At 41.5% G+C, this 23,186-nt stretch carries 26 protein-coding genes; all 26 read right to left on the reverse strand.

Going from position 1 to position 23,186, the window contains the following annotated elements; genetic code table 11:
• Window positions 1–312: 312 nt before the first annotated feature.
• Window positions 313–444, reverse strand: a complete 132-nt coding sequence (locus ABIL00_01650; GenBank protein ID MEO0109473.1) for a hypothetical protein — start codon at window positions 442–444, stop codon at window positions 313–315.
• Between the two features lie 301 nt (window positions 445–745).
• Window positions 746–1,261, reverse strand: coding sequence for a phosphatase PAP2 family protein (locus ABIL00_01655; protein ID MEO0109474.1), 516 nt, complete (start codon window positions 1,259–1,261; stop codon window positions 746–748).
• Window positions 1,261–2,064, reverse strand: coding sequence for a radical SAM protein (locus ABIL00_01660; protein MEO0109475.1), 804 nt, complete (start codon window positions 2,062–2,064; stop codon window positions 1,261–1,263). The genes ABIL00_01655 and ABIL00_01660 overlap by 1 nt, the downstream gene beginning before the upstream one ends.
• 1 nt (window position 2,065) lies before the next feature.
• The gene (locus ABIL00_01665) at window positions 2,066–3,196 is read right to left on the reverse strand and encodes a hypothetical protein (GenBank protein MEO0109476.1); all 1,131 of its coding nucleotides are present in this window, start codon (window positions 3,194–3,196) and stop codon (window positions 2,066–2,068) included.
• A 55-nt stretch (window positions 3,197–3,251) separates the two neighbouring features.
• Window positions 3,252–4,199, reverse strand: coding sequence for a site-specific DNA-methyltransferase (locus ABIL00_01670; protein MEO0109477.1), 948 nt, complete (start codon window positions 4,197–4,199; stop codon window positions 3,252–3,254).
• Between the two features lie 35 nt (window positions 4,200–4,234).
• A complete protein-coding gene (locus ABIL00_01675; GenBank protein MEO0109478.1) occupies window positions 4,235–4,801 on the reverse strand; it encodes a riboflavin synthase in 567 nt (188 codons plus the stop codon).
• Window positions 4,782–5,870 (reverse strand): bifunctional diaminohydroxyphosphoribosylaminopyrimidine deaminase/5-amino-6-(5-phosphoribosylamino)uracil reductase RibD, encoded by a 1,089-nt coding sequence (gene ribD / locus ABIL00_01680; protein MEO0109479.1) that lies wholly within the window; start codon window positions 5,868–5,870, stop codon window positions 4,782–4,784. Before ribD ends, ABIL00_01675 begins: the two co-directional genes overlap by 20 nt.
• 9 nt (window positions 5,871–5,879) lie before the next feature.
• The gene (gene fusA / locus ABIL00_01685) at window positions 5,880–7,955 is read right to left on the reverse strand and encodes an elongation factor G (GenBank protein ID MEO0109480.1); all 2,076 of its coding nucleotides are present in this window, start codon (window positions 7,953–7,955) and stop codon (window positions 5,880–5,882) included.
• 559 nt (window positions 7,956–8,514) lie between these two features.
• Window positions 8,515–9,117 (reverse strand): 4Fe-4S binding protein, encoded by a 603-nt coding sequence (locus ABIL00_01690; protein ID MEO0109481.1) that lies wholly within the window; start codon window positions 9,115–9,117, stop codon window positions 8,515–8,517.
• Window positions 9,104–9,460, reverse strand: a complete 357-nt coding sequence (gene mnhG, locus ABIL00_01695; protein MEO0109482.1) for a monovalent cation/H(+) antiporter subunit G — start codon at window positions 9,458–9,460, stop codon at window positions 9,104–9,106. The genes ABIL00_01690 and mnhG overlap by 14 nt, the downstream gene beginning before the upstream one ends.
• Window positions 9,453–9,707, reverse strand: coding sequence for a monovalent cation/H+ antiporter complex subunit F (locus ABIL00_01700; protein ID MEO0109483.1), 255 nt, complete (start codon window positions 9,705–9,707; stop codon window positions 9,453–9,455). Before ABIL00_01700 ends, mnhG begins: the two co-directional genes overlap by 8 nt.
• Before the next feature lie 9 nt (window positions 9,708–9,716).
• Window positions 9,717–10,202, reverse strand: coding sequence for a Na+/H+ antiporter subunit E (locus ABIL00_01705; protein MEO0109484.1), 486 nt, complete (start codon window positions 10,200–10,202; stop codon window positions 9,717–9,719).
• Window positions 10,203–11,693, reverse strand: coding sequence for a proton-conducting transporter membrane subunit (locus tag ABIL00_01710; protein ID MEO0109485.1), 1,491 nt, complete (start codon window positions 11,691–11,693; stop codon window positions 10,203–10,205).
• A complete protein-coding gene (locus ABIL00_01715; protein MEO0109486.1) occupies window positions 11,690–12,028 on the reverse strand; it encodes an NADH-quinone oxidoreductase subunit K in 339 nt (112 codons plus the stop codon). The genes ABIL00_01710 and ABIL00_01715 overlap by 4 nt, the downstream gene beginning before the upstream one ends.
• Entirely contained in the window at window positions 12,028–12,465 is a 438-nt protein-coding gene (locus ABIL00_01720; protein ID MEO0109487.1) for an MnhB domain-containing protein, read from the reverse strand. Before ABIL00_01720 ends, ABIL00_01715 begins: the two co-directional genes overlap by 1 nt.
• Entirely contained in the window at window positions 12,465–12,995 is a 531-nt protein-coding gene (mbhE, locus tag ABIL00_01725) for a hydrogen gas-evolving membrane-bound hydrogenase subunit E (GenBank protein MEO0109488.1), read from the reverse strand. Before mbhE ends, ABIL00_01720 begins: the two co-directional genes overlap by 1 nt.
• Window positions 12,996–13,039: 44 nt before the next feature.
• Complete coding sequence (locus ABIL00_01730; protein MEO0109489.1) at window positions 13,040–14,947, reverse strand: proton-conducting transporter membrane subunit; 1,908 nt, start codon at window positions 14,945–14,947, stop codon at window positions 13,040–13,042.
• Window positions 14,944–16,146: a proton-conducting transporter membrane subunit gene (locus tag ABIL00_01735; protein MEO0109490.1), complete on the reverse strand. Its 1,203-nt coding sequence runs from the start codon at window positions 16,144–16,146 to the stop codon at window positions 14,944–14,946. Before ABIL00_01735 ends, ABIL00_01730 begins: the two co-directional genes overlap by 4 nt.
• Entirely contained in the window at window positions 16,143–17,324 is a 1,182-nt protein-coding gene (locus ABIL00_01740; protein ID MEO0109491.1) for a nickel-dependent hydrogenase large subunit, read from the reverse strand. Before ABIL00_01740 ends, ABIL00_01735 begins: the two co-directional genes overlap by 4 nt.
• On the reverse strand, window positions 17,317–17,742 hold the full coding sequence (locus tag ABIL00_01745) for an NADH-quinone oxidoreductase subunit C (protein ID MEO0109492.1): 426 nt from the start codon (window positions 17,740–17,742) through the stop codon (window positions 17,317–17,319). The genes ABIL00_01740 and ABIL00_01745 overlap by 8 nt, the downstream gene beginning before the upstream one ends.
• Window positions 17,739–18,155: an NADH-quinone oxidoreductase subunit B family protein gene (locus tag ABIL00_01750; protein MEO0109493.1), complete on the reverse strand. Its 417-nt coding sequence runs from the start codon at window positions 18,153–18,155 to the stop codon at window positions 17,739–17,741. Before ABIL00_01750 ends, ABIL00_01745 begins: the two co-directional genes overlap by 4 nt.
• A complete protein-coding gene (locus ABIL00_01755) occupies window positions 18,152–19,054 on the reverse strand; it encodes a complex I subunit 1 family protein (GenBank protein ID MEO0109494.1) in 903 nt (300 codons plus the stop codon). The genes ABIL00_01750 and ABIL00_01755 overlap by 4 nt, the downstream gene beginning before the upstream one ends.
• Complete coding sequence (locus ABIL00_01760; GenBank protein MEO0109495.1) at window positions 19,051–19,527, reverse strand: 4Fe-4S dicluster domain-containing protein; 477 nt, start codon at window positions 19,525–19,527, stop codon at window positions 19,051–19,053. Before ABIL00_01760 ends, ABIL00_01755 begins: the two co-directional genes overlap by 4 nt.
• Entirely contained in the window at window positions 19,512–20,987 is a 1,476-nt protein-coding gene (locus tag ABIL00_01765; GenBank protein ID MEO0109496.1) for a hypothetical protein, read from the reverse strand. The genes ABIL00_01760 and ABIL00_01765 overlap by 16 nt, the downstream gene beginning before the upstream one ends.
• The gene (locus tag ABIL00_01770; GenBank protein ID MEO0109497.1) at window positions 20,984–21,799 is read right to left on the reverse strand and encodes an FAD/NAD(P)-binding protein; all 816 of its coding nucleotides are present in this window, start codon (window positions 21,797–21,799) and stop codon (window positions 20,984–20,986) included. Before ABIL00_01770 ends, ABIL00_01765 begins: the two co-directional genes overlap by 4 nt.
• Complete coding sequence (locus tag ABIL00_01775) at window positions 21,796–22,812, reverse strand: 4Fe-4S dicluster domain-containing protein (GenBank protein MEO0109498.1); 1,017 nt, start codon at window positions 22,810–22,812, stop codon at window positions 21,796–21,798. Before ABIL00_01775 ends, ABIL00_01770 begins: the two co-directional genes overlap by 4 nt.
• Between the last annotated feature and the right edge of the window lie 374 nt (window positions 22,813–23,186).

A 23,186-nucleotide genomic window follows, 5' to 3' on the forward strand; every position in this document is an offset into this window, starting at 1 on the left:
ATCCGCGCCTAAAAAGGCGACCTTATTAACCTTATTCCCAATCGCCAAAAGAGAAGCGATGAGAATTAAGGTTAAGAGAGTGGTTCTTTTAACCATATTGACCTCCCGTTGGCGGGATTTTTTTTCACTCCCTCTCCCCGCCCGAAAGGGAGCGTTGGGGTAAAATCTAAAAAGTGAACCGACACCCCAAATCCGGTCCACCCAAGTAACTTTTTTCTTTCCCTTTCTGGCAACACTCCCCTTATTACCTCCCAAAAGGCTTGTCATTATCTTATTATTATAACAACCTTTTTCAAAAGTCAAGTGCATTTGCTATAATGTCTGGTAGTTTATCTTTTGGGGTATCGCATCCGCGCCTAAAAAGGCGACCTTATTAACCTTATTCCCAATCGCCAAAAGAGAAGCGATGAGAATTAAGGTTAAGAAAGTGGTTCTTTTAACCATATTAACCTCCACGGCAGGATTTTATTCCTAAGTTCGTTACCCGGGACAGTAAATTTGAAGGTTACTGAACCTAAGTAACGGACTAAAGCGAATAACTCCCTTTCTACCCGCCAAAGAAAAAGGGCCCGGAGATAAAAACCGTTCGGCAAAACTCCCTCCGGAAAAAGATTCGCCAGAACTCCCAAAAATATAGGTTTTTCTTCTTTTTCGCTCCCTTTTCATCTCATCTCCAAATTTTTTTATTTAGTAATAATTATAATAATCTTTTTTATAAAGTCAATTTTTTGGCCCTTAAAGGTTTTTAAGGTAGGTTAATTTTCTCTCCGTATCTTAAAAATAGTCTTCCGGTAAGATAGCCTAAAAGCCAACCAAAGAGGACATCCGAAGGATAATGTTCACCAGAATAGATGCGGGAAAAACCAACCAAAAAGGAGAAGGTATAAAGAGGGATTTTTAGTTTCGGATACTTATTACCGTAAATTGTGGCTAAGGTCATACTCTGGGCGGAGTGGGTAGAAGGAAAAGAAGAATCCCAACGGGAAGACTCCCTTTTTGGTCTTTCCCGATTGAAAACCCCCTTTATGCCAACTGAAAGAAGGGTAGATGTTCCCCCGGCGAAAAGGGCAAGCCGACCAACACTCCGCTCTTTCTCTTTGCCAAAGGAGAAGAGAAAAAAATGGGCGGTCAAAATAGAAGAAGGGGAGGATAAAATTTCTATACTGGTATTCAAATAATCAAGCCCTGGTGATTTCCACTCGGAATGGATATAGTTAAATAGTTCATAATCAAGATTAAAAAAGAGAAAGAGTAATACCATCAGAAGATAATTCTTATCGGCATGGGAAAATCCTTTGCTATCCCTAAGAGCCTTTCTCTCAACCAATCGGTATAAAAATTATTACTTTGATTTACCCGCTCGTAATACCTTATCGCTTCTGGGTATTTTCCTAAACCTGATTTTATCTTAAAGAACTTTCGGTTTAAGTAGTTTAATTTGTCAACTAAAATCTCCGCCACGCCAACTTTTTCTCCCAAAGAGAAGATTTCCCTAATTACTTCTTCCCTGTCGGAAAAATAGGGAAGGACCGGACCGAAAAAGAGGGTTGTCTTGATTCCCGATTTCTTTAATTCCTTTAAGGCTTCTATCCTTTCTTGAACCGCAGGGGCATTCGGCTCAAAAATTTTCCTTGTCTCTTCATCCAAAGTGGTTAAGGTCATCTCCACCCAAATTTTTGCATTACCTTTCAATAAATCAATATCCCGGAGGCAAAGGGAAGATTTGGTCAAAATTGTTATCGGAAAGTTAGCATCCTTTAATACCTTAATTGCGTTTCGGGTCAATTGGTATCTCTCTTCAATCGGTTGGTAAGGGTCGCAGACCGTGCCGATACAGACCTCTCCCCTTTTCTTTCTCCTCACCTCTTCTTTTAACCTCTCTAATAAATTAACTTTCACCTCAATAATCTCACCCCAAGGCAAGACATCTCGCCATTTCCCAATAAAATCCGCATAGCAATAAAGACACCGATGAAAACAACCGATATAAGGGTTTAAGGAATAAGAAACATTAGAAATCCCAGATTTCGTCAAAACCTGTTTTGCTTTTATCTCCCTAAGCATATTAGGTTCTATAATCTGTGATTAAGTCGTTTCGGCTATTGTATCCGAGACAAAGATTTTTAATCGGACATTCGCTACATTTTGGTTCTGAATTGTTTAAGCAATAATTTGTCCCGATGAACATCAACCCATCATCTAAATCACCGATACCGTAACTGGTTCCAAATAAAAGGGTAAGGGGAATATGTTGAATTTCAATTTTTTGGGGTTTCCTTTTTCTTATTTTCAAATACTCAACGCAAATTGATTCATAGGCAGCCATAATCTCTGGAAAAGAAGATAAATTCTTTGATTCTTTGTTCCTAATATTAGTAACCCGAATATAGTTTGTGCCACCCTTACCTTTACTTTTTTGAATAACTCCCCATTCTTCGTATTCCGATAAATCAGCACAAACCAGTAGAAACCCAGTTCGGAATAAAATACGGCCAACATTGCTATCAAAAGGTAATTCATAAGAAAATGGTCCCCAGGAATTATCATTTCGTTTAGCTAACTTAAAGGTATGGACATACCACTTAATAAATAGATGGCATGCCTTATCTCCAATGGCACTGCCTAAACCATACCTTTCATTATCTTTTAATTGCTGAGCAGCGATCTCAGCTGATGGATACCCTTCTAAGTATTCTACCAATGGTTCTGAGGATTCTTTTTTCTCCTTGTGTAAATCTTTCTCTAAAAGAAGGGGAACACAGAGTGGAACACCCCAACGGTGAATGCTATAATCTAAAACTTGCTTGGTTGATATTATACCCCTTGGGGATTGGGTGAAAAAAAGATTATATTTAGAAGGAGTAGAAACATTCTCTCTTGCCCAGTCTTCCGCACGAATTTTCTTAATTCCGGAATGTTTCGCCAAAATATTATCTATTGAAATCCCTATCTCTTTAAAAAAGTCTAATGGTCGGTGAAATATTCTTATCTCTTTTTGGTAAAGAGAATTGACCACTTCTTTAAGAAGTAAACTCACACCTTTCACATCTGGTCCTTGGTCTAAAACCGCATTTACAAGTAAGTATCGGGCTAAAAGCTCCCTCCGGGTCCAGGGACCGTCTTTTTTATCAAGATCTTTTCTAATTAAATTTCCCTCACTATCAAAATAGTGCTCAAATGGAAAAACTTCTTTCAAAGAAGGAGGAAGGGAATATCGCCACCCAATTTCCGCAATTTTTATTATCAACTCTTTACTTATTTTTACTTTGTCTTTTATATCCATACCTTTTTTCTTTAAATAAGGGCAACTCTTTTAATGAAGAAAGGATGTATTTCCTATCTACCTTTTTGCTTCTCTTCCTTGGCTTTACCTTAATTGACCGTGCTAATGATGATCCATTGAGTGGAATCTTTTCAAAAACCGATATTAACTGCTCCCTTAAAAACAACGGCTCAGAGATTCTTTTTTCCGCAATCTTGACATATTCCTCTTTTATCTCGTAGCCAACCCATCTCCGCCCAAGATTATTAGCAACCTTTGTTGTCGTCCCAATCCCTAAAAAGGGGTCTAAAACTATCTCTCCTTCATAAGAGAAAAGTTTTATCAAACGATAAGGAATCTCCTCGGGAAATGGACAAGGATGGTCATATTGATTTGGTGGAACCGGAGCGATATGCCAAATATTATTCGCCAATTCTTTCGTGAATAACTCATCAATGGGAATTTTTTCTTTCTCCTTTTCTTCTTTACTCCGGAATTGATAAATTTTCGGGCCTGGTTTTTTGAATATCAAAATGTATTCCGTCATGATATTAGGACAGTAATAACCCGGATAGGGATTTTGAATTGTCACGCCCGCTCTTTTTACTCCCCCAGTGACCTTATACCAAATAATATCTTGATGAAACTCGTAACCAATCTTTTCCATTAGGATGGTGAAATGATAAGGTAAAGGGTAGTGCTTACCTTTATACAGAATAGTCCCGATTACAACACAACAGAACTTTCCTGGTTTTAATACTCTATAGCATTCCCGAAAACATTTTTCCAACCATTCTAAATATCTCTCGTATTCCTCCCCCCTTCTAGTTCTGAACCATTTTCTCTTATCCGCGGTGTGAACATCATAATCTATCGCATTCCAGTAGGGCGGGGAAGTAACAATCAAATCAACTTCATTATTTTGAATTTCATCCATTTTCTCGCAGGATTTAAGAAAGATTTTATTCATCTTTATCTTTTCGCGTATTTGCCCAATATATCATACTCAATATTCACTTCGCTTCCCACCCGCTTATATTTTAGAGTCGTGTTCTCATAAGTATGAGGAATAATCACCACCTGAAATATATTACCTTTTATTCCATAAACTGTCAGGCTTATCCCCGAGACGGCAACTGAACCCTTCTCCACCAAAAATTGGTTATTTTTAACCCTTATCTCAAAAATAAAATTCCTTCCCTCTCTTAGAATCTTAACTATCTTTCCTATTTCATCAATATGCCCCTGAACGAAATGACCACCCAAACGGCTACCCGCCATAATTGCCCTCTCTAAGTTAATAAAATCCCCTCTTTTTAAATCTTTCAAGGTCGTCTGATTTAAGGTCTCCTTTGTCGCCTCCACTTGAAAGTTATTGTCTTTATTCCCAATAACCGTCAAACAACAACCCTCAACCGCAACCGAATCACCAATTTTTAACTCCGGGGCGAAGGAACTTTGGATGGTAAAAATTTTATTACCACTCTTAAATGAAATCTCTAAAACCCGACCAACTTCTTCAATAATACCGGTGAACATAACCTGTGAAAAGAAAATCCTTACCAATCATTTTAACCTTTGTCTCTTTTAAGTCAATCGCCTCTTTTAGGCTACCCAAAGAGAGTTTTTCAGTAAAGGATAGACCTTCTCCTAAAATTTTAGGAGCAAAGAAGAGAAAAATCCGGTCCACAATATCCTCTTTTAAAGCCGAAGAGAAAACTCTTGCCCCACCTTCAATTAAAATTTTCGCACAGCCCAACTGATAAAGTCCATTTAAAATCTCATCCCAAGAAAGTAATCCCTTATCCTCTTTGACCGAGATTACCTTTACCCCCTTTTTTTCTAACTCTTCCCTCTTTTTATTTTGGAACTGCCCACCGGTAAAAATTATCACTTCCCCTCTTTCTTTTAATAATCGCGCATTTAGGGGAATTCTTAATCTCCGGTCTAAAATCACCCTTTTTATCGCCTTTTTTATTCGGCGACAGGTGAGCCTTGGGTTATCTTTAATTACAGTATTTATACCCACTAAGATCGCATCCTGTTCGCAACGCAAAAGGTTAGAAAAGTCCCTTGTTCTTTCTCCGGTAATCCATTTTGACTCCCCTCCTTTTGTTGCCATCTTACCATCCAGGGTGAGTGCTGCCTTTAATGTCACATAGGGTTTCTTTTCCTTCGTATACTTTATATACCACTCGTTTAACTCCTTTGCCTCTTTTTCTTTCACACCCCTTTTCACCCTTATCCCAGCATTTTCCAAAACTTCCTTCCCTTTCACTAAGGGATTTGGGTCATCCATCGCATAGACCACCTCTTTTATCCCTTCCCTAATGATTCTTTCGGTGCAGGGTGGTGTCTTGCCGTAATGGGAGCACGGCTCTAATAAAGAATAAAGGGTTGCACCTTTCAATAATCTTTTATCCTTGACACTCTCAATCGCCAAAATCTCAGCGTGGGGACCACCAAACTTTTTATGATAGCCTTTTCCAATAATTTTACCGCCTTTCACCAAAACCGCGCCGCAGAGGGGATTGGGCGAAGTGAAAAAACGGCCTCTCTTTGCCAATTTTAAGGTGAGGGCGATATAATTTTCCTCAGGAGAAATCACCGATTTATTTCACTCTTTTTCTTTCTCTTTCTCCCTTTTTGCCTCTTCAATTATTTTGGCACTGAGTTCTTTTGGCACCTCTTCATAAAAGGCAAATTTCATTGTAAAATACCCCCTGCCTTGGGTAATGGAACGAAGGGTGGTTGAATATTTATACAACTCAGCCAGGGGGCAATGGGCTTTTACTACCTGCAAATTCCCTTGCCTTTCAATCCCTAAAATCCTACCCCGCCGGGCATTCAAGTCTCCCATCACCTCACCCAAAAATTGGTCTGGACAACTGACCTCTAATTCCATTATTGGCTCCAAAAGAATTACTCCCGCTTTTTCACAGGCATTTCGGAAAGACATAATCGCCGCAATCTTAAAGGCAATGTCTGAAGAGTCCACCGGATGAAAACTACCATCATAAACCGTCACCTTCAAATCGGTAATCGGATAGTTGGCTAAAAATCCTTGCTCCATCGCCTCTCTCACTCCTTTTTCGATAGATGGGATATACTTGGCGGGAATTGCGCCACCAAAAATCTCATCTGCAAATTCAAACCCTTTTCCCCGAGGAAGTGGCTCAATCCTTAACCAGACATCGCCATATTGCCCCCGCCCACCAGTCTGTTTCTTATATTTCCCTTGCGCCTCTGCCTTCTTCGTAATCGTCTCCCGATAAGGAATCTTTGGCTTCTGAATATCAACCGCCACATCAAACTTCCGCTTCAGCCTTCCCAAAATCACATCCAGATGCAACTCACCAAGTCCAGAAATAATCTGTTGTTTTAATTCCGTTGCGTAATAGAAAGTAAAAGTTGGGTCTTCGTTATGCAACCGATGGAGACCATTAGAAACCTTTTCTTCGTCACCCCGGGTCTTGGGCACAATGGCAATAGAGATGGAAGGCTCAGGAAATTTTATCGGTGGCAATTTAATATTAAGTTCCGGAGTGGTAAGGGTATCTGAGGTCTTTGTCTCCTTTAACTTCACCAGTGCACCAATCTCACCAGTTCTTAATACTCCAACCTCTTCCCTCTCTTTCCCTTTTATGTAGTAAATCTGATTTATCTTCTCCTGCCGCCCGGTGCTCATATTTAAGAGGTTATCACCCGAACTTACTTTCCCTTGGAGGACCTTACAATAATGTAAATCGCCGATGTGAAGTTCCGATACTGTCTTAAAGACAAAAAGGAGGGGTGGACCATTAGGATTGACCGGAATAGTCTTATCCTCTAATCTTATACCGCAATCTAATGGGGAAGGTAGATATTGACAAGCAAAGTCAAGAATTAAATCTACCCCAATGCCCTCGTTGGCGTCACCCGCTAAAATAGGGAAAAGTTCCCGCTTCTTTATACCTTCCTTTAATCCGGAGATAATCTCCTCTTTTGTAATCTCGCTCCCTTCTAAATATTTATTTAATATCTCTTCTGAGACATCACCCAAACCTTCAATAATCTTCTCCCGATATTTGCTCACCTCTCCCTTCTTTTCTTCGGGCAAGGGCTCTTCTCTTCTCTTCCCATTTTCATAAAGATAAACCTTCTCTCCCATAATATCCACTAAACCCTTAAAATCCATCTCTTTCCCTATCGGTAAAAATAGGGGAACTGCCTTCCCGGGAAATGTCTTATTCAATTCCTCTAAAACCTTAAAGAAATCGCTATGCTCTTTCTTTAATTTATTAATAAAGAAAAACATTGGCTTATTTTCCTCAGAAAGATGGCGCATCACAATTTCTGTTCCCACTTCAATCCCACCGGTGCCATCAATTATCACACAACCACAATCACAAGCCCTAATTCCAGAGAGGACATCGCCTAAAAAATCGGCATAACCCGGGGTGTCAATCAGATTAAATAAAAAGCCATTGTATTCTCCATAACCCAGAGCCAGGTTAATACTCACCTTCCGGTTAATCTCATCCTCATCGTAATCAAAAAAAGAGGTACCATCGTCAACCTTCCCTCTTCGGGGATTGGTTCCCAAAAGAAAAATTAAAGTATCAGCAACCGATGTCTTCCCGGAGGAGGAATGACCGAAAAAACCAATATTTCTAATTTTATCCGCACTGTATTCTTTCATAGAGTTTATCATACCCAAAAACTGAGAAAAGTCAACTATTCCGACAAATACCAAAAAAGTATAACCGCTCTAAAATGTTTCGCTTTTAAGAATGCCAAAATTATTTCCCGAGAGTCAAGATGAATAGGGAAAAAGGCGGCATAAAAGTCGCCACCATGGAAGAAGCCATTTTCGCTTAAGTTTTCTATTACCAATAACTTACTTGATTCTAAGGTAAATTCAAAGTGAGCCCTACCACCGCCTCCCTCACCATCCCCCTCCCCACCTCCTTTCCCCCTTCTTGCCTACCCTTTAAGGACTAATTTTTCCTGAAGTTAAAGGTCTAATTTTCTCCCTAATTTCTCTCCGAAAAAAAGGTCCAATTTTATTACCGATTTCTTCTCCCAAAAGATCTCTAAGAAAAAGTCTAATCTCTTACCTCATCCTCAGGCTAATTCTAAAAATAGAGAGAGGAGGACCAAGTTATTCGGTTTTGGTTTAAAGTTTCAGCCCTTTGGGCTTAATTTCTTATCCCCCAATAACTAATGTTTCTTCTAATAAACTTTAACTGCGGAAAGGGGAATTCAGAAAATTAATAACCCCAAATTTCCTGAAGGTAGACTTTCCGGCGACACTCTGGACATAAGATGCGGATATGACCAGAACGATAAGGAAGGGCTTTGGGTATTTCGGTTTTAGTTAAACCTAAAATCCTATGGTGGGTTAGAAATAAAGTTGGGTTCTGATAAGCCGCTTCCCCTACCCTCTTATAAATCCACAACAAATGGTCTTTAGTCCCAACCACCTCACCACATAATTCGCAAAGGACTAACTCCTTCTCAATGTAATTCTCATAGCCATCCTTGGTTAAAGAAGAGAGTTCAAAATCTGGTGTGTGTCTTATCCCTTCCTGCGTAATACAATACCTCACACACTGTCCGCAATAAATACATTTTTCCTGATAGTGAATAACTTTTCTTATCTTTCTCTCCTTATCATCTTCAATTGCCCTTGCCTTTGCCGGACAGACCTCAACACACGCACCACAACCAACACATTTCTCCTCGTTAAAGACGATCCTCCCTCGAAAATTGGGAAATACCTTGGCTGGCGCTTTTGGAAACTTAACTGTATAAGGACCCTTAAAGAGCGCCTTTATCGCTTCACCCAACTCCCTTAATTTAGGCTTTCTCATCTCTCTCAATCTGTTCTCTTCCTTTATCTTCGCCTAACTTATCAATAACTGTTCCCTTCCACATCTTTACACCAAAGATTAAAGAAGAACGAGAAAGGGCATGGGCCGCTACGGGCATTGTGAAGAGAATAAATAAGGCACAGATTAGCGCTTTTATCCCCATAGAAGAAAAACCGGTGATAAGAAAAATCCCAACCATAATGCCACAGGTCCCCAAGGTGACACATTTCGTTGCCGCCTGCATCCGGTTGTATAAATCCGGAAAACGAACTAAACCTAAACTGCCTAAAAGGTCAAAGAGGACACCGATGACGATAATAATCCAACCAATCGTCTCAATCATCTAAACTCCTCCCTTCTAAATATTTCGCTAAAGCCAAAGTGCCCAGAAAACTTAAAATGGCAATGACAATGGAAAGGTCTAAAAGATAAGAAAGATTAAATTTCAAACCAACCAAAGCGGTGATCCCAGCAAAGAGCACACCCATAATGTCAACCGCAATCACCCGGTCGGAAATGGAAGGACCTTGTAATGCTCGGTAAAGGGCGAAGAAGGCACAGATGGAAAGTAAAGTTAAAAGAATCTCCATATCTACTCCTTATTCAAAAATCTTTTGTAAAAATCTTTCAAATGGTCGGGCAATCATTAAAGACGCTTTCGCCAAATCGGTTGCCCGCACATCAATCCAATGGATATAAAGGTTATCATCTTCAATCTCAACGCTCATCGTCCCTGGGGTTAAGGTTATGGAATTGGCTAAAAAGGTGCGGCCGATTTCAGAGCGGAGAGTGGTCCTTATCTTCACAATCCCCGGATTGATTGGCCGCTCCGGGTGTAAAACTCGAAGGGCAACATCCAAATTCGCCTTAAAGCACTCCCAGATAAAGAATGGGATATAAAGAAGAAGCCAAAACCAGCGGTGAATTTGTAAGAATTTATTAGGCTCATAGGAAAAATATCCCCCGAATAAAACCGCGGTTAAAAGAGAAGCGACAATTCCTGCTAAGACCTCTTGATAGTCAAGAGTCCAAACTAAGAGGAGATAAAGGATAAGACTAAAGAAAAAGTATAAAAATTTCCTCATCTATCCTCCTAAAATTATCTGGGCATAGGTGATACCCCCCAAAAGGGCATTAGCGGCTGGTTCCACCAACCAATTGAGAACTGGTTGGAAACCAATTCCGGCAGCAATAAGAAAAATTACTAAAAGGAGCATAGCGAGCCTCATCGTTGCTGGCTCCATCAACCGATTCTCTTCTTCGGACCTACTCACCATCCCCCGCCAGACTTTTAACAGGTAGGCAAGGGTTAAGGTGGAAAAAAGGGCACAGATAATCGCCACAACATATTGGTCCGCCACCAATGCCCCAAGGATTATAAAAAGTTTGGCAAAGAAACCGGGAAATGGGGGAATTCCGGAAAGGGAGAGAAGTCCGATATTAAAGGAAAGTCCGGTGACCGGTAATCTCTTCTCCCAATTGACCAAACCATCCAAACTACTCAAACCAAAAGTATTCTCAACCGAACCCGCGGTTAAAAAGAGCAAACCCTTGGTTAAGGCATGGGCAAAGATGAAAAAGACCGCCCCGCTCACCCCCCAAAAGTTACCGAGACCAAGTCCAACAAAGATATAGCCAATGGCGCTGATGGAGGAATAAGCCAAAAGACGCTTATAATCCGACTGATTTAGGGCAAAAAAACCACCCAGGATTAAAGAGCAAATCCCCAAAAAGAGAATGAGATTAAAAAATTGGGGATTGGTCGCCCGCGAAAGGTTAAAGATATTAAAGATAATTCGGCTTAGGGCATAAATCCCCGCCACTTTGCCAAAAACCCCAGCCAAGATTGTAGCAATTGGGATTGGGGCATTCTGATAGGCATCCGGCAGCCAAAAATGGAAGGGGATGACTGCGGCTTTGGTCATAAAGCCAAAGAGGAAAAGAAAAATAATAAACCAGAAGATGCCCGACTGGGGAAGAAGGGCAATGGTCTGAGCCAAATCCGCCATATTCAAAGTTCCGGTTTTGGCATAAAGCAAAGCAATTCCCAGAAGGATTGATAACCCAGCAATTTCTCCTAGTACCATATACTTAAAACTTGCTTCTAACCCTTCCGCCTTAAGCCCGAAACTAACTAAGGCATAAGAGGCAATTGCCGAAATTTCTAAGAAAACAAAAAGATTAAATAAATCCCCAGTTAACGAAATACCGTTCATTCCTGCCAACAAGAGCATTAAAAGGGAATAAAACTTGCCCCAACCAGTAAAAGACTCCAAATACCGAATGCTAAATATAGTAGCGGTTAGACCAATCGTTGCGACCAAAAAAACCAAAAGGGCTGAAAGAGCATCAACCGCTAAGATAATTCCAAAGGGTGGCTGATGCCCACCAAGTCGGCAAATTAAAATCTTCCCCCAAAAAGTTTCTGTTATCGTCAAAAGGGCTAAACCAAAAAGGGCAGCGGTAATAATATTTGCTACTAAAACGCCAAGCCAATTCTTAATTTTGGTTAAAAGGGGAATGAGGAAGGCTCCGGCAAGAGGCAAGGCAACAAAAAGGGGTAAAAGATTTCTCATCCTCTTAATCTCCTAATCTCCTTAATATCTAAGGTCTTATACCGCTCATAGATTCTCACAATTAAAGAGAGAAGTAAAGCGGTTGTGGCTAAACCGATAACGATTGAAGTGAGAACTAACGCCTGAGGAATCGGGTCAACAAAATTGCGCTCTTGGGAAATTCGGGTGATGATTGGTGCCAAACCATCCTTCTTAAATCCGATAAAGGCAAAAAGGAGATTGACCGCATATTCCATCATACAGAAGCCGATCGCAATCTTAATCAAATTTCTTTTTGTCACTATCGCATAGATACCAATGAGAAAGAGTAAAATACAAGCGAGAAAGACAATCATTATTCCTCCATAATAAATTTAGTCGCCGCCAAAGCTAAAAAAACCGCTAAAAGGCCCGCTCCCACCTTTATCCCGATGGCGATATTTGCCGGTAGAATTATTCCCGAAGAGATAAGGCGCAATGGCGTACCCTTAGGGAAAAGATTTAAGAAGAAATAGAAACCAGCCACCAAACCCAAAAGAGCAATCAGAAGGAAAAGAAGTCCACCCACACTTTCAAAAATGGAGGCAAAGAGATAAGAAGCCCTCTCCATCATCTCTTGGGAACCAAAGGCGAGAATTAAAAGAATGAAAGAACCAGCAATGATTACACCTCCGGCAAACCCTCCACCAGGAGTCAAATGCCCATGAAGGATAATATAAAGACCATAAAGGAATATAAAGCCGGCAACCAAACGAGCAATGGTCTTAACAATCACCGTCATCCCTCGTCCCATCACTTCCTCCCCACTTTCCTTAAAACGACCAATACCCCCAAAACCGCAGTGAAAAGAACCGTTGCCTCGCCCAAGGTATCATAACCCCGATAGTCAAGAATTATCGCTGCCACGAGATTGGCGGCTCCAGTCTTCTCCAGACCTTCTTTAATATAAGTATTTGCCACCCTCATTATCGGCTCACCGAAACGGGGCAAATCTTTCAAGGCATAAAGAGAGAAGATAAAAAAGAGGGTGCCAAAAACAAAGAAGGTGATAATGGGGAAAACCATCTCCCGGTCTAATCCCTTACCAATGGTCGTATCAATGTGAGTGGTGCGTAAAATGACCGCAGCAAAAAAGATGACCGAAAGAATCTCAACAACAATCTGAACAATCGCCAAATCTGGCGCCTGAACCAAGATGAACATAATCGCCACCGCAAAACCCACTAATCCCATAGAAATGGCGGAAGCCAAAAGGTCTTTCGTCTCAATCGCCACAAGGGCGCTGGCTAACATTGCTAAAAGTAATAGATAAAGTTCAATCATAAAATTCCTCGCAATATACCCCAAAAATTAAAAATGTCAACATTTTACCGAATCAAAAATAAAAAAAGCAGAAGCGCGCCAATCACCATCCAAGCCAAATAAAAAGGAAGAAAACCATTCTGAATCTGCGAAATTCCCACACTGAAAAAGTTGACAATCTGAGCAAGGAAACGATAGAACTCCTCTAATAGCCGATGGAATATCTTCTGAAAGACCAAGCCCAGCGTCTGCATTATCCCAACCAGATAGTTAAAGAAGTCAAAAGCCCCACCTTCACCAAATTGATACAATTTCTCTAAAATTGGCAAATCCTTTAAGGAACTATAAAAATGAACCCCGGTCAGTCTCCTCTCTTCGATGAGGAGCCTCTCACCACCGAGAAAGACCTCTCCCACCTTCGTCTTCTTACTGAATACTAATAAGCGATAAATAGTGAAACCAACCAGTAAACCAATCAGAATCAAAATCGTTGCCAGAATTGGTTGATAGCGGCCAATCGTAACGACGGGATAAGGGAGAGAAGGATTGATAAAGTGTCTGATCGGAATTAAATAAGCAAAAATTCCAAAAAGGAGACAAAGAAGGGCAATTATTGCCCCGGGTAGCCACATAGAAAAGCCTACCTCTCTAATTTTTTCCAACCCCTTTGGTCTTTCTCCTAAGAAAAGGGCGTGGGTCAATTTCAAAAAAGAGGCTAAGGTGAGGACACTGCCAATCATCGCCGCGATTAGATAAATGACAAATAATCTATTTCCCTCCCTTCCCAATTCTAAAATTCCTTGGTAAATTAACCACTTAGAGAAGAAACCATTTAAAGGGGGAACCCCGGAGATGGCTAAGGCACAAACCAAAAAAGAAAAAAAGGTGATAGGCATCTTAGTGGCTAAACCACCTAAATTATCCAACTTGGTATCCTTGGTCCAAGATTCTACCGAACCAGAAGTGAGAAAAAGACCGGATTTATAAAGGGCATTATTGAGCATATGGAAAATTCCCCCGGCGATCCCAACCGGAATCCCGGTGCCAATCCCTAAAACCATATAACCCACCTGGGAGACTGCATGAAAAGATAAAAGACGCATCGCTTCCTTCTGGATAATTGCCATCATCACTGCTGCTAAAACCGTAACCGCCCCAATTATCATTAAGAAGTTCCTTAATACCATGTTTGTTCTTATATCAAAAATATAAATTGAAACTCGGGCTAAAAGGTAAATTCCTAAAAGTTTATCCAAAGAGGCAGGGATTAAAGCCATCACCGATGCGGGCAATACCTTTGCCGCCTCGGGAATCCAAGAATGGAGAGGCATCGCCCCCGCTTTTGCTAAGGCACCAATGGTAATTAAAATAAAGGTGGCTAATAAATAGGTGTCACTCAAACTTAAAGGGGATTTTGGAATTATCCCCACATTCCCGAAACGAATGAATAAAAGGATAATTCCTAAAAGTAAAAGGAAATCAGAGGTGCCAATTATCGTTAAGGTTTTGCGCCAGGCATAAGATGGGTCATTCTTACCGATCAAAAATAACCCATACAAAACCGCCAGAAGAAAACCCCAGAAGATTAATAAGAGGAAGAGATTGTTACTCAAAAGAACTCCATTCGCACCCCCCACCGTCAATAAAAGATAGAAATAATAAGAACGCAAATTCAACAATTCCATCCGCCGACAGTAGCGTAAGGAATAAACGATAATAAGGAAGCCAAAGAGGGAAGCAAAAAGTAAAATAAAACCGGATAAATTATCTACCTGTAACTTAAATTCAATCCCGGAAACATTCCCTAAGGGATATTCCAAAATTCTTCCCTTCTGAATAAGGAAAATTCGGAAAGAATAATAGAGAGTTAAAAGCCCGCCTAAAAAATTCAACTCGTTTCTTAACCGACCAATAATTAGACCCAAAAAAGCCATTAAAATTGGTATGATTACGACCAAAAGGAGTGGATTCATATTTTCACCTCCGGTCGTAAATAATTAACCAGGAAAAGAAATCCTAAACCGAGAATGAGGGAAAGGAAAGCAAAGAGTAAGGAAATTGCCCAGAGTCCGCCTTTTGTTTCTTTATTCCGGCCAAACACTGCCGGATCTCCGGGGAAAATCATCTGATAAAGGCGAAGAAAATATAATAGGGTAAAAAGAGCGGAAACGACACCAAAAACTCCAAAGAGGAAATGCCTCTCTACCCCTCCTAAGATAATACCCAACTTGGAAAAGAAACCAAGAAAAGGAGGCAAACCAATTAAAGAAAGGGTGAGGAAAGAAAAAGGCAAAGCCTCGCGCCGGTTCCCATTTCTGTCATTTTCTTCCTCCCAAATTCCGGTCAAAAAGAAAAGCCCTGGTTTGGCTAAGGAATGGGCGAGAATGTGAAGGATGCCACCCATCACTCCATAAAAGGTGAGAAGCGAAAAGCCAAAGAGAATAAAGGCTAACTGAGAAATCGTCGAAAAGGCAAGAATGGCCCGGGTCCCTTTCACCCGCAAAGCAATACCTCCAGCCAGAATCGAAGAAGCAATACCTAACCCTGCCCCATAAGTATAAAAATCACTCGGTAGTCTAAAGGTTAGGACAAAAACTTTTAAGAAAACAAGTAATCCAATACTTTCTCCGATCCCCGCTAAAGAGGCGATCGAAGAAATCGGCGATTTTTGATAGGCAGAAGGTAGCCAAAGGTAAAAAGGGAAAATCGCTGATTTCGCTAAGATGCCACTCAAAATTAAAATCCCAGGTAATAATCCTATATTCTTTCCGACGAAAAGACTCAAATCAAAATTGCCGTTCGCCAAATAAACTAAGCCGATACCTACCAACATCAAAGTGCTTGCGGCAAAGTTAATTAAAAAGGCTAATTCCGCCGCTTCTAGGCTCTCCTTATCCCGATAAAAGGCAATCAATTGCCAGACCGCCACCGTTGACAACTCCCAGAAGATAAAAAGGTAAAGGAGGTTATTACCAAAAGCAACCCCCATTCCGCAAAGGGTCATAATCAAAATCCACCAGATAACTTTCCTCTCCCTTTTTTCTCTTTGCCCTAAGGCATAAAAGATAGAAAATAAACCAATGAAAAGAAAAATTAAAGAAAAGAAAAACCCGAGCCGAGAGAAGATAAAAGGAGTAGTGCCAAAAGAAGAGAAATTAAAGTAATCGCTCATCTTCTCATTCTCGCCTTTAATTTTTCGGTCTTCTCCCAACTCATTCTTAATATATCATCATAAGAAAATCTCTTCTTACCATCTTCAAAAACCACCAGCCTCTCGGTGCAACAATAACAAGGATCAACCGCGGCTAAGGTAAGAGCGGCATCGGCAATGGAATAACCAACACAGGCGTATTCATTAGAGGCGATATTCATATAACTCGGCGCCCGTATCTTATGTCTTAAAGGAAAATTGCCCCCGGATGTTCGTACATAATGGAAAACCTCGCCGCGCGGGGCTTCGGTTCTACCAATCCCTTCTCCGGGTGGTATCTCATCAATCTTAGTTTCAATCTCTCCTTTGGGTAAATCCTTTAAGCATCCCCTAATTATTTTTATTGACTCAAAACATTCCAAAAGCCTCACCTTCGCCTTGGCTAAAACATCCCCCTCTTCAAAAACGACAATATCCCAGGCAACTCGGTCATAAGCAGCGTGAGGGTCATCTTTACGAACGTCAATTGCCAAACCTGAAGCCCGAGCGGTTGGTCCAACTACTCCGTAATCAATCGCCACCTCTTTGGGTAAAACCCCAACTCCTTCCAAACGCGCCCGAATTACCGGGTCATCTAAGATCGCCTTGGTAAACATCCCAACTGCCTTCTCCACTTCGTTTAAGCTCTTCTCCATAACTAGGATGTGTTCATCTTTAATATCCCAACGGACCCCACCAACCTTATTCATCGCGTAATGATTCCGGTTTCCGGTAATCATCTCAAAGATATCTAAAACCAACTCCCGATATTTCCAAGCCCACATCCAGACCGTATTGTAACCAATGAAATGTCCCGCCAAACCAAGCCAGAGGAGATGGGAATGAATCCTTTCCAACTCGTGATTGATTGTCCGGATATATTTCGCCCTCTCCGGCACTTCAATCTTTCCCGCATCTTCAACCGCCTGGACGAAAGCCAGAGGATGGGAATTGGAACAGATACCACAAATTCTTTCTACTAAATAAGGAATCTGCTCGTAGGTCATTTTTTGCGATAGAAACTCATGCCCCCGGTGATTGTAGCCAATATTTATCTCCAAGGCAACAACCTTCTCCCCCTCCACAATCAACTTAAAAAATTCCGGTTCCTCTTGCAAGGGATGATAAGGTCCGATGGGAATTATTCTCCGATTATTCATAATCCCTTCTCAAAGGAAACTTATCCTTTGGCCAATCCTCCGCCGTTAAAAGAGGAACGAGATTGGGATGACCAATAAACTCAACCCCCAATAGTTCCCAAATCTCCCGCTCAATCCAAGAAGCGGCCTTAGTAATATCCGAGATGGTATCAACCTTTGGCTTTGCCTTATCAAGAAAAACCTTCACTGTCCAGTAAGTACCGGTCTTATCTTCTGAAAAGTGATAAAGAATCTCAATCCCATCTCGGCTATCAATCCCGGTGATGATTGATAACCTTAAACCTCTCTCCTTAAATAAAAATTGGGCTATTTCTCTAATTTTTTCTTTCCCAATTGTGATATAAAAGCGCCGGGGAGAATGTTGGAAGATTTCTACCTCGGGAAATCTCTCTCTTATCTCTCTCTCTAATTCTCTCATAATTTACTTAATGCTTTAACCACCCCAGCAATGATCGCTTCGGGTTTGGGCGGACAACCCGGAATATAGACATCAACCGGTAGGTGCCGGTCATAAGGTCCAACCACATTATAAGAGTCCTTAAACATATGGCAATCGCAGGCGCAGGTTCCTACCGCAATCACCAGGCAGGGCTTTGGTGTCTGCTCGTAAACCCGCAATACCCTCGGCAGACTCTTCCGATTTAATACCCCAGTAACTAAAAGGGCATCAGCGTGCCGCGGAGAACCGACTAAAACTATCCCAAACCTTTCCACATCAAAACGGGGAGTTAAAACATCAAGGATTTCAATATCACAGTTATTGCAAGAGGCCGCTGCCACATGGAAAACCCAAGGCGATTTCTTCAATCCCCAAACTCTTAAATCCTTCATAATCTGTTAAATGCTAAAATCACTGCTACCACTCCTAAAAGACCTAAAATAATCCAAAAGAATTTCAATGCCTGGTCAATCCGTAATCGGGGGTTGGTATTTTTTAGAAGAATTAATAAAACGAGAATAAATAAAAACTTCAAAATCACCCAGGGAGTCTTTATTCCGCCCCAGAAGAGAATAATAAGAAAAATTGGTAGGAGGAAAAGGAGTGCGGCCCGCATCAACTTAAAAAATAAAAGTGATACCCCGGAATACTCCAAGAGCGGACCAGCCATAATCTCTTGCTCCGCCTCGGGGATGTCAAAGGGGACAAACCCTAACTTTGCCTGAACGGAAAAGAGGGCGATGATAAAAGCTAACACTCCCGAGAGGGAATAGAGAATCGGACCAAAATTCTCCTGGTAGAGAAGAATCTGAGAAATTTTGATGCTCCCTGATTTTATCACTGGAACTAAAAGCGCCAAAAGGAAAGGCAACTCATAACCGAAATATAAGGTCATCTCTCTTGAGGCGCCAACTGCCGAAAGTGGATTTTTGGAAGAACTCCCTCCGATGATGATGGCAATTGGCGGTAAGGCAAAGAGATAGATAATGACGATTAAATCGCCGGTAAAGGAGAATTGACTACTCAATAAGATAACACCGGCAATTATCACCCCGACTAAACCCAAAAGAGGACTGAAAAGAAATAGAAACTTTGGCGCGCCATTCGGTACTAAGGTCTCTTTTAATAAAAGTTTTAAGGCATCGGCATAGGGTTGATAAATAGGAGGTCCTTTTCGCCACTGGATCCGGGCGGTTACTTTTCGGTCAATCCAAGTGAGAAAAAGTCCGAAGAGAACCATAAAGAGAAAACCAGGGAAGATTAAGAAGTTAAATAAAGCCTTCAATATCATACCCGCCGCCAATAAGGAGAACGGGCACTAAACCGCACCCCAACCTTTTCTTTGGTAATCTCTTCTTCGGTCAGAAAACGCAACGCTCCCGTCGGACAGGTTGCCACACAGCGCGGACCATCCGGTCGGTCCCGGCACCAATCGCACTTGGGGGAAATATGTCGCAAAAGTCTCTCTTCCATTACCCCAAAAGGACAAGCCAATATACACGAAGAACAACCAACACATTCAAAACTACTCTGGAAGATAACTCCCTTCTCTTCATCCCTTCTTATCACCCCGAAAGGGCATGCCTTCTGGCACAGGGCTTCTTCGCACTGCCGACAGGGGGAAGGGAGAAATGCTTCCTTCATCGGAATTCCTACTTCGGAATGACGGATCCGCCTTTCATCCCAGAAACGTGCGGCACAGGCAGACTCGCAAGAGCGACAACCAATACATAAGTCTAAATCAAGAATTATTTTTCTTTCCATATCTTAGCCAAAGTAGGTCTCAGTATAATCTCTCTCAACCGCCTGTCAATAATCATTTCAAAAAGTCTCCTCACCTTAAAATTAGCCAAAGAGACATAAGCAAAACCCGGGAAAATACCTTCTTTTATTTTAACCTGTAATCTAACCTTTTCCTCTCCTACCAAAACCCAATCCTTTTCTTTTATCCCCATCTTTACTGCGTCTTCTGGCGAAATCTTTATCTCTTCCCCTTTATCAAAGAAGCCTCTATACTCAATTGCCTTTTCGTCATTCAATAACCAGAGTTCTCCATTTTCCCCACTGGGTGAGAAACCACCTTCTAAGAAGCCCTCCGCCTCCTTCTTAGTCACCACTGTCTTTCTCTCCTCTATCCTTTCCCAAGCCTCCCCAAAATTCTTTTTTATCTCCCCAATAACCTCTTCTATCCCTTTTGTCCCAGAATAAGGAGGCAGTCCAGGCTTAAAGAATTTACCCCAAAAGGTTAAAATCTCCCCTTCCTTTTCTATAAGATGGGGTATGGGTAGGAGAAGGGAATTACCCTCATCAAAATTAAGGCGCCAGGGGGTGAAATAGATGGCGTACCTGTTCTTTGGAAAAATAATTGGCGGCTCTTCACCAAAGAAAAGAAAGAGAGAGTTATCCCCTTCCTTCATCTTCTCCCAGACCTCACCACTTCGCTTCGTTTTCTCACCTCCGACCATTTGGGAGACCGGGAGGAAATATTTCTCCCCCCCGATCCGCAAAAGGAAAAGTTGGCTGGCGAAATGTAAACCAATCGGATCAAAGAATTTTCCGGGTGGAGCATCCAAAATCAAAACTCCAGTTTTCGCCTGAGCAAAGAGAGAAAATATCTTCTCTTTTCCCTCCCTTAAGAGGGAAACCTCCTTCCCGGGTGGAGAGAGGAGAAATTCGTCGGCGAAACCTGCTATCCGATTCGGGTAATGGTCAAGAACGAAAATCTTGGTCTTTTTCTCATATTTCCCATTGAGGACTAACTGAGCGAAAAGGGGAAATCGGGAAAATAAATCCCCAATCACCAAAATCACTTCGCTTCCTAAAAGATGCTCCCGGGAAGCAATTTTTACCCCTTCCACCAAATAGTTAGTAAAGTTCTCTAAATTGAAATGGAATAATTCTTTTGTGCCTAAAACACTCGCCAATTCCTTCACCGCTTCCCTTTCCTTTAAGGTGAGAGAACTATCAGAACAAATCACCACCTTCTCTTGGGAAAAGTTTTTCAATAATTTTATAGCCTCAAACAACGCCTCCGGCCAAGAAATCTCCTTCCCCTGCCACCGAGGTGAATACAACCTCTGAGGAGAAGACAAAATGAGGGGGAAGGCATTTCCCCGGGCACAAAGGGGACCGGAATAATTAATTCTAGAGAAAAAGCCCGGTTTTATCTCAACCCCTAACTTACAACCGTAAGGGCATAAGGGACATATCGTTTCTTTTATCATACGAATGGGTCTTCAATCTCCTTCACCTGTTCCCAGGTGAGAACCGGTCCATCCTGACAGATAAAATACCGACCAAGACGGCAATGGCCACACATCCCAATGGCACAGGACATATTCTTTTCCATTGAGAGGTAGATATCTTTTGGCGAAAACCCAACTTCTAATAACCTTTTCGTCACAAATTTCATCATAATCGGTGGTCCGCAAACTACGGAAACCGAGTTCCGCACATCGCAGGGAATCTTATCCAAAATTGTCGTCACCACCCCAACTCGCCCTTTCCAAGTGGCATCTCCAACATCAACCGTTAATAAAAGATCGCACTTCTTATAGCCGGCCCATTCCTTCAATTCCTTCTTATAGACCAAGTCCTTTGGCGTTCGGGCACCATATCTCAAATACACCTTCTTATACTTTTCAATCTCCGCCACCAAGGCTAAAAATAGACTCCGCAGCGGTGCCAAACCGACTCCTCCCCCAACTAAAAAGACCTCTTTCTCAATAAATTTCTCTAAGGGGTAAGGCTTACCAAAAGGACCACGGAGTCCAAGTACCTCCCCTTCCTTTCGCGCAAAAAGGGCAGTTGTTACCCTCCCAACCCTCATTATCGTAAATTCAATCTCCTCTTTTACAAAAGGGGAAGAGGAAGGAGTAAAGAATGCCTCTCCCACTCCAGGCACGGTAAGGGCAGCAAATTGGCCCGCGGCAAAAGAGAACTCCTCTTCGGGCTTGAGAACAAAGGTTTTAATATTTGGCGTCTCCTCTCTAACCGCTACGAGACGCGCCGGCTTGGGTAAAAAAGGGTTATTCATACTGATAACAATACCTCTCGGATATCAATCTTCGCCGGACAGACCTTATAACACCGCCCACACCCGGAACAGGAGAAGAAATTGAAGTCGTAATAGGTATTCATAAATTTACAATGAAAGCGATTCCGGAAACGCTGAAAAAATAATGGCCGGGCATTCAAACCGCCTCCCACCCGAGCGTAACTTGCCATATAACAAGTATCCCAAACCTTCATCCGTTTGTAACCATCCTCTACTGGGAAGTCATAAAGAAGAAAGCAAAAACAAGTGGGACAGACCAAGAGACAACCAAAACATTCCACACACCTTTTCTTCTTCTCCTCCCAAAAATCCCTCTTCTCTCTCTTCTCAATTCTTTTCGGTAAGTCGCTGGGCAGGGGGTTGGAATTAATACTAAAAAGAATCTCCTCCGCTTTCTTCCTCAACTCCTCCCTTTTTTCTAAATAACTATTTGGCGCTGGTTCAAAACTACCATATTTCACTAAACCCTCCCCTTTTTCCGTAAAGGTCTCTAAGATTAAACCCTCTTCCAGAATTGAAAGATTGCCATCAACTTCCCTTGAGCCGTGAGGGGTCAAATTTACTAAATTACAGAAACAGGTCTTTTCCGGAGTGGGACAGTCCGCAGTGAGAATTATCGTCTCTTCCATTCTTTTTTGGAAAAATGGGTCGGAGAAGTTCTTTAATAAGAAGATATTCTTATGAACGCGTAAGGGCAAAATATCACAGGATTTAGCTCCGATTAAAATCCTATTTTTTCCCCCTTTGCTTATTCCCTTTTCTCCAAAATAAGAAGCAACCTCTTCCTGGGGAAGGAAGAAAAACTCTTTTAGGGGATTAACACTTCTAATCGCCTTAAAAACCTCTTCCTCTATTCCGAAGCCTTCATAAAGAGAGAAGAGCGTCTCCCCTTTCTCTCGATTTGTATATCTCGGGAGGAAAAGGGAAGAGCTTTCGCTCAGGCGAATAATCCAATTATTGAAATCCTCTCTCTTTATAAAATAAAGAGGCATAATATAAGAATGAAAATTACCAAAAAAATGGAAATTGTCAATAGCAAATTGCAAGCGTTAACAGACGATGACCATTTTATGGACTTAGGCCCAAGAATACTCCAAAAGCTTCTCCAAGCAGGGACTACCAATTTGATATTAAACCCTTTGAGCAAATTGATACCAAAGTTTCGGCTTCGGGTTATCCCCTACCTGATTTTAATGCTTTTATGGTTAAGGATTTTTGGCAGAGAAGGAAAAAATTACAATCCAAAGTGATTAAAGGAGGGAGTGAGGCGGACGGTATCTTTAGAGAAGATAACGCTTGCTGAGTTTTTGGGGTGGCCACGTCCTCTCTAGCCAAATAAGTTATGAAAAATCAAAGACTTATAAAA

The organism is candidate division WOR-3 bacterium, from assembly GCA_039801905.1.
Lineage (GTDB): Bacteria > Hydrothermota > Tepidihabitantia > Tepidihabitantales > JBDRVQ01 > JBDRVQ01.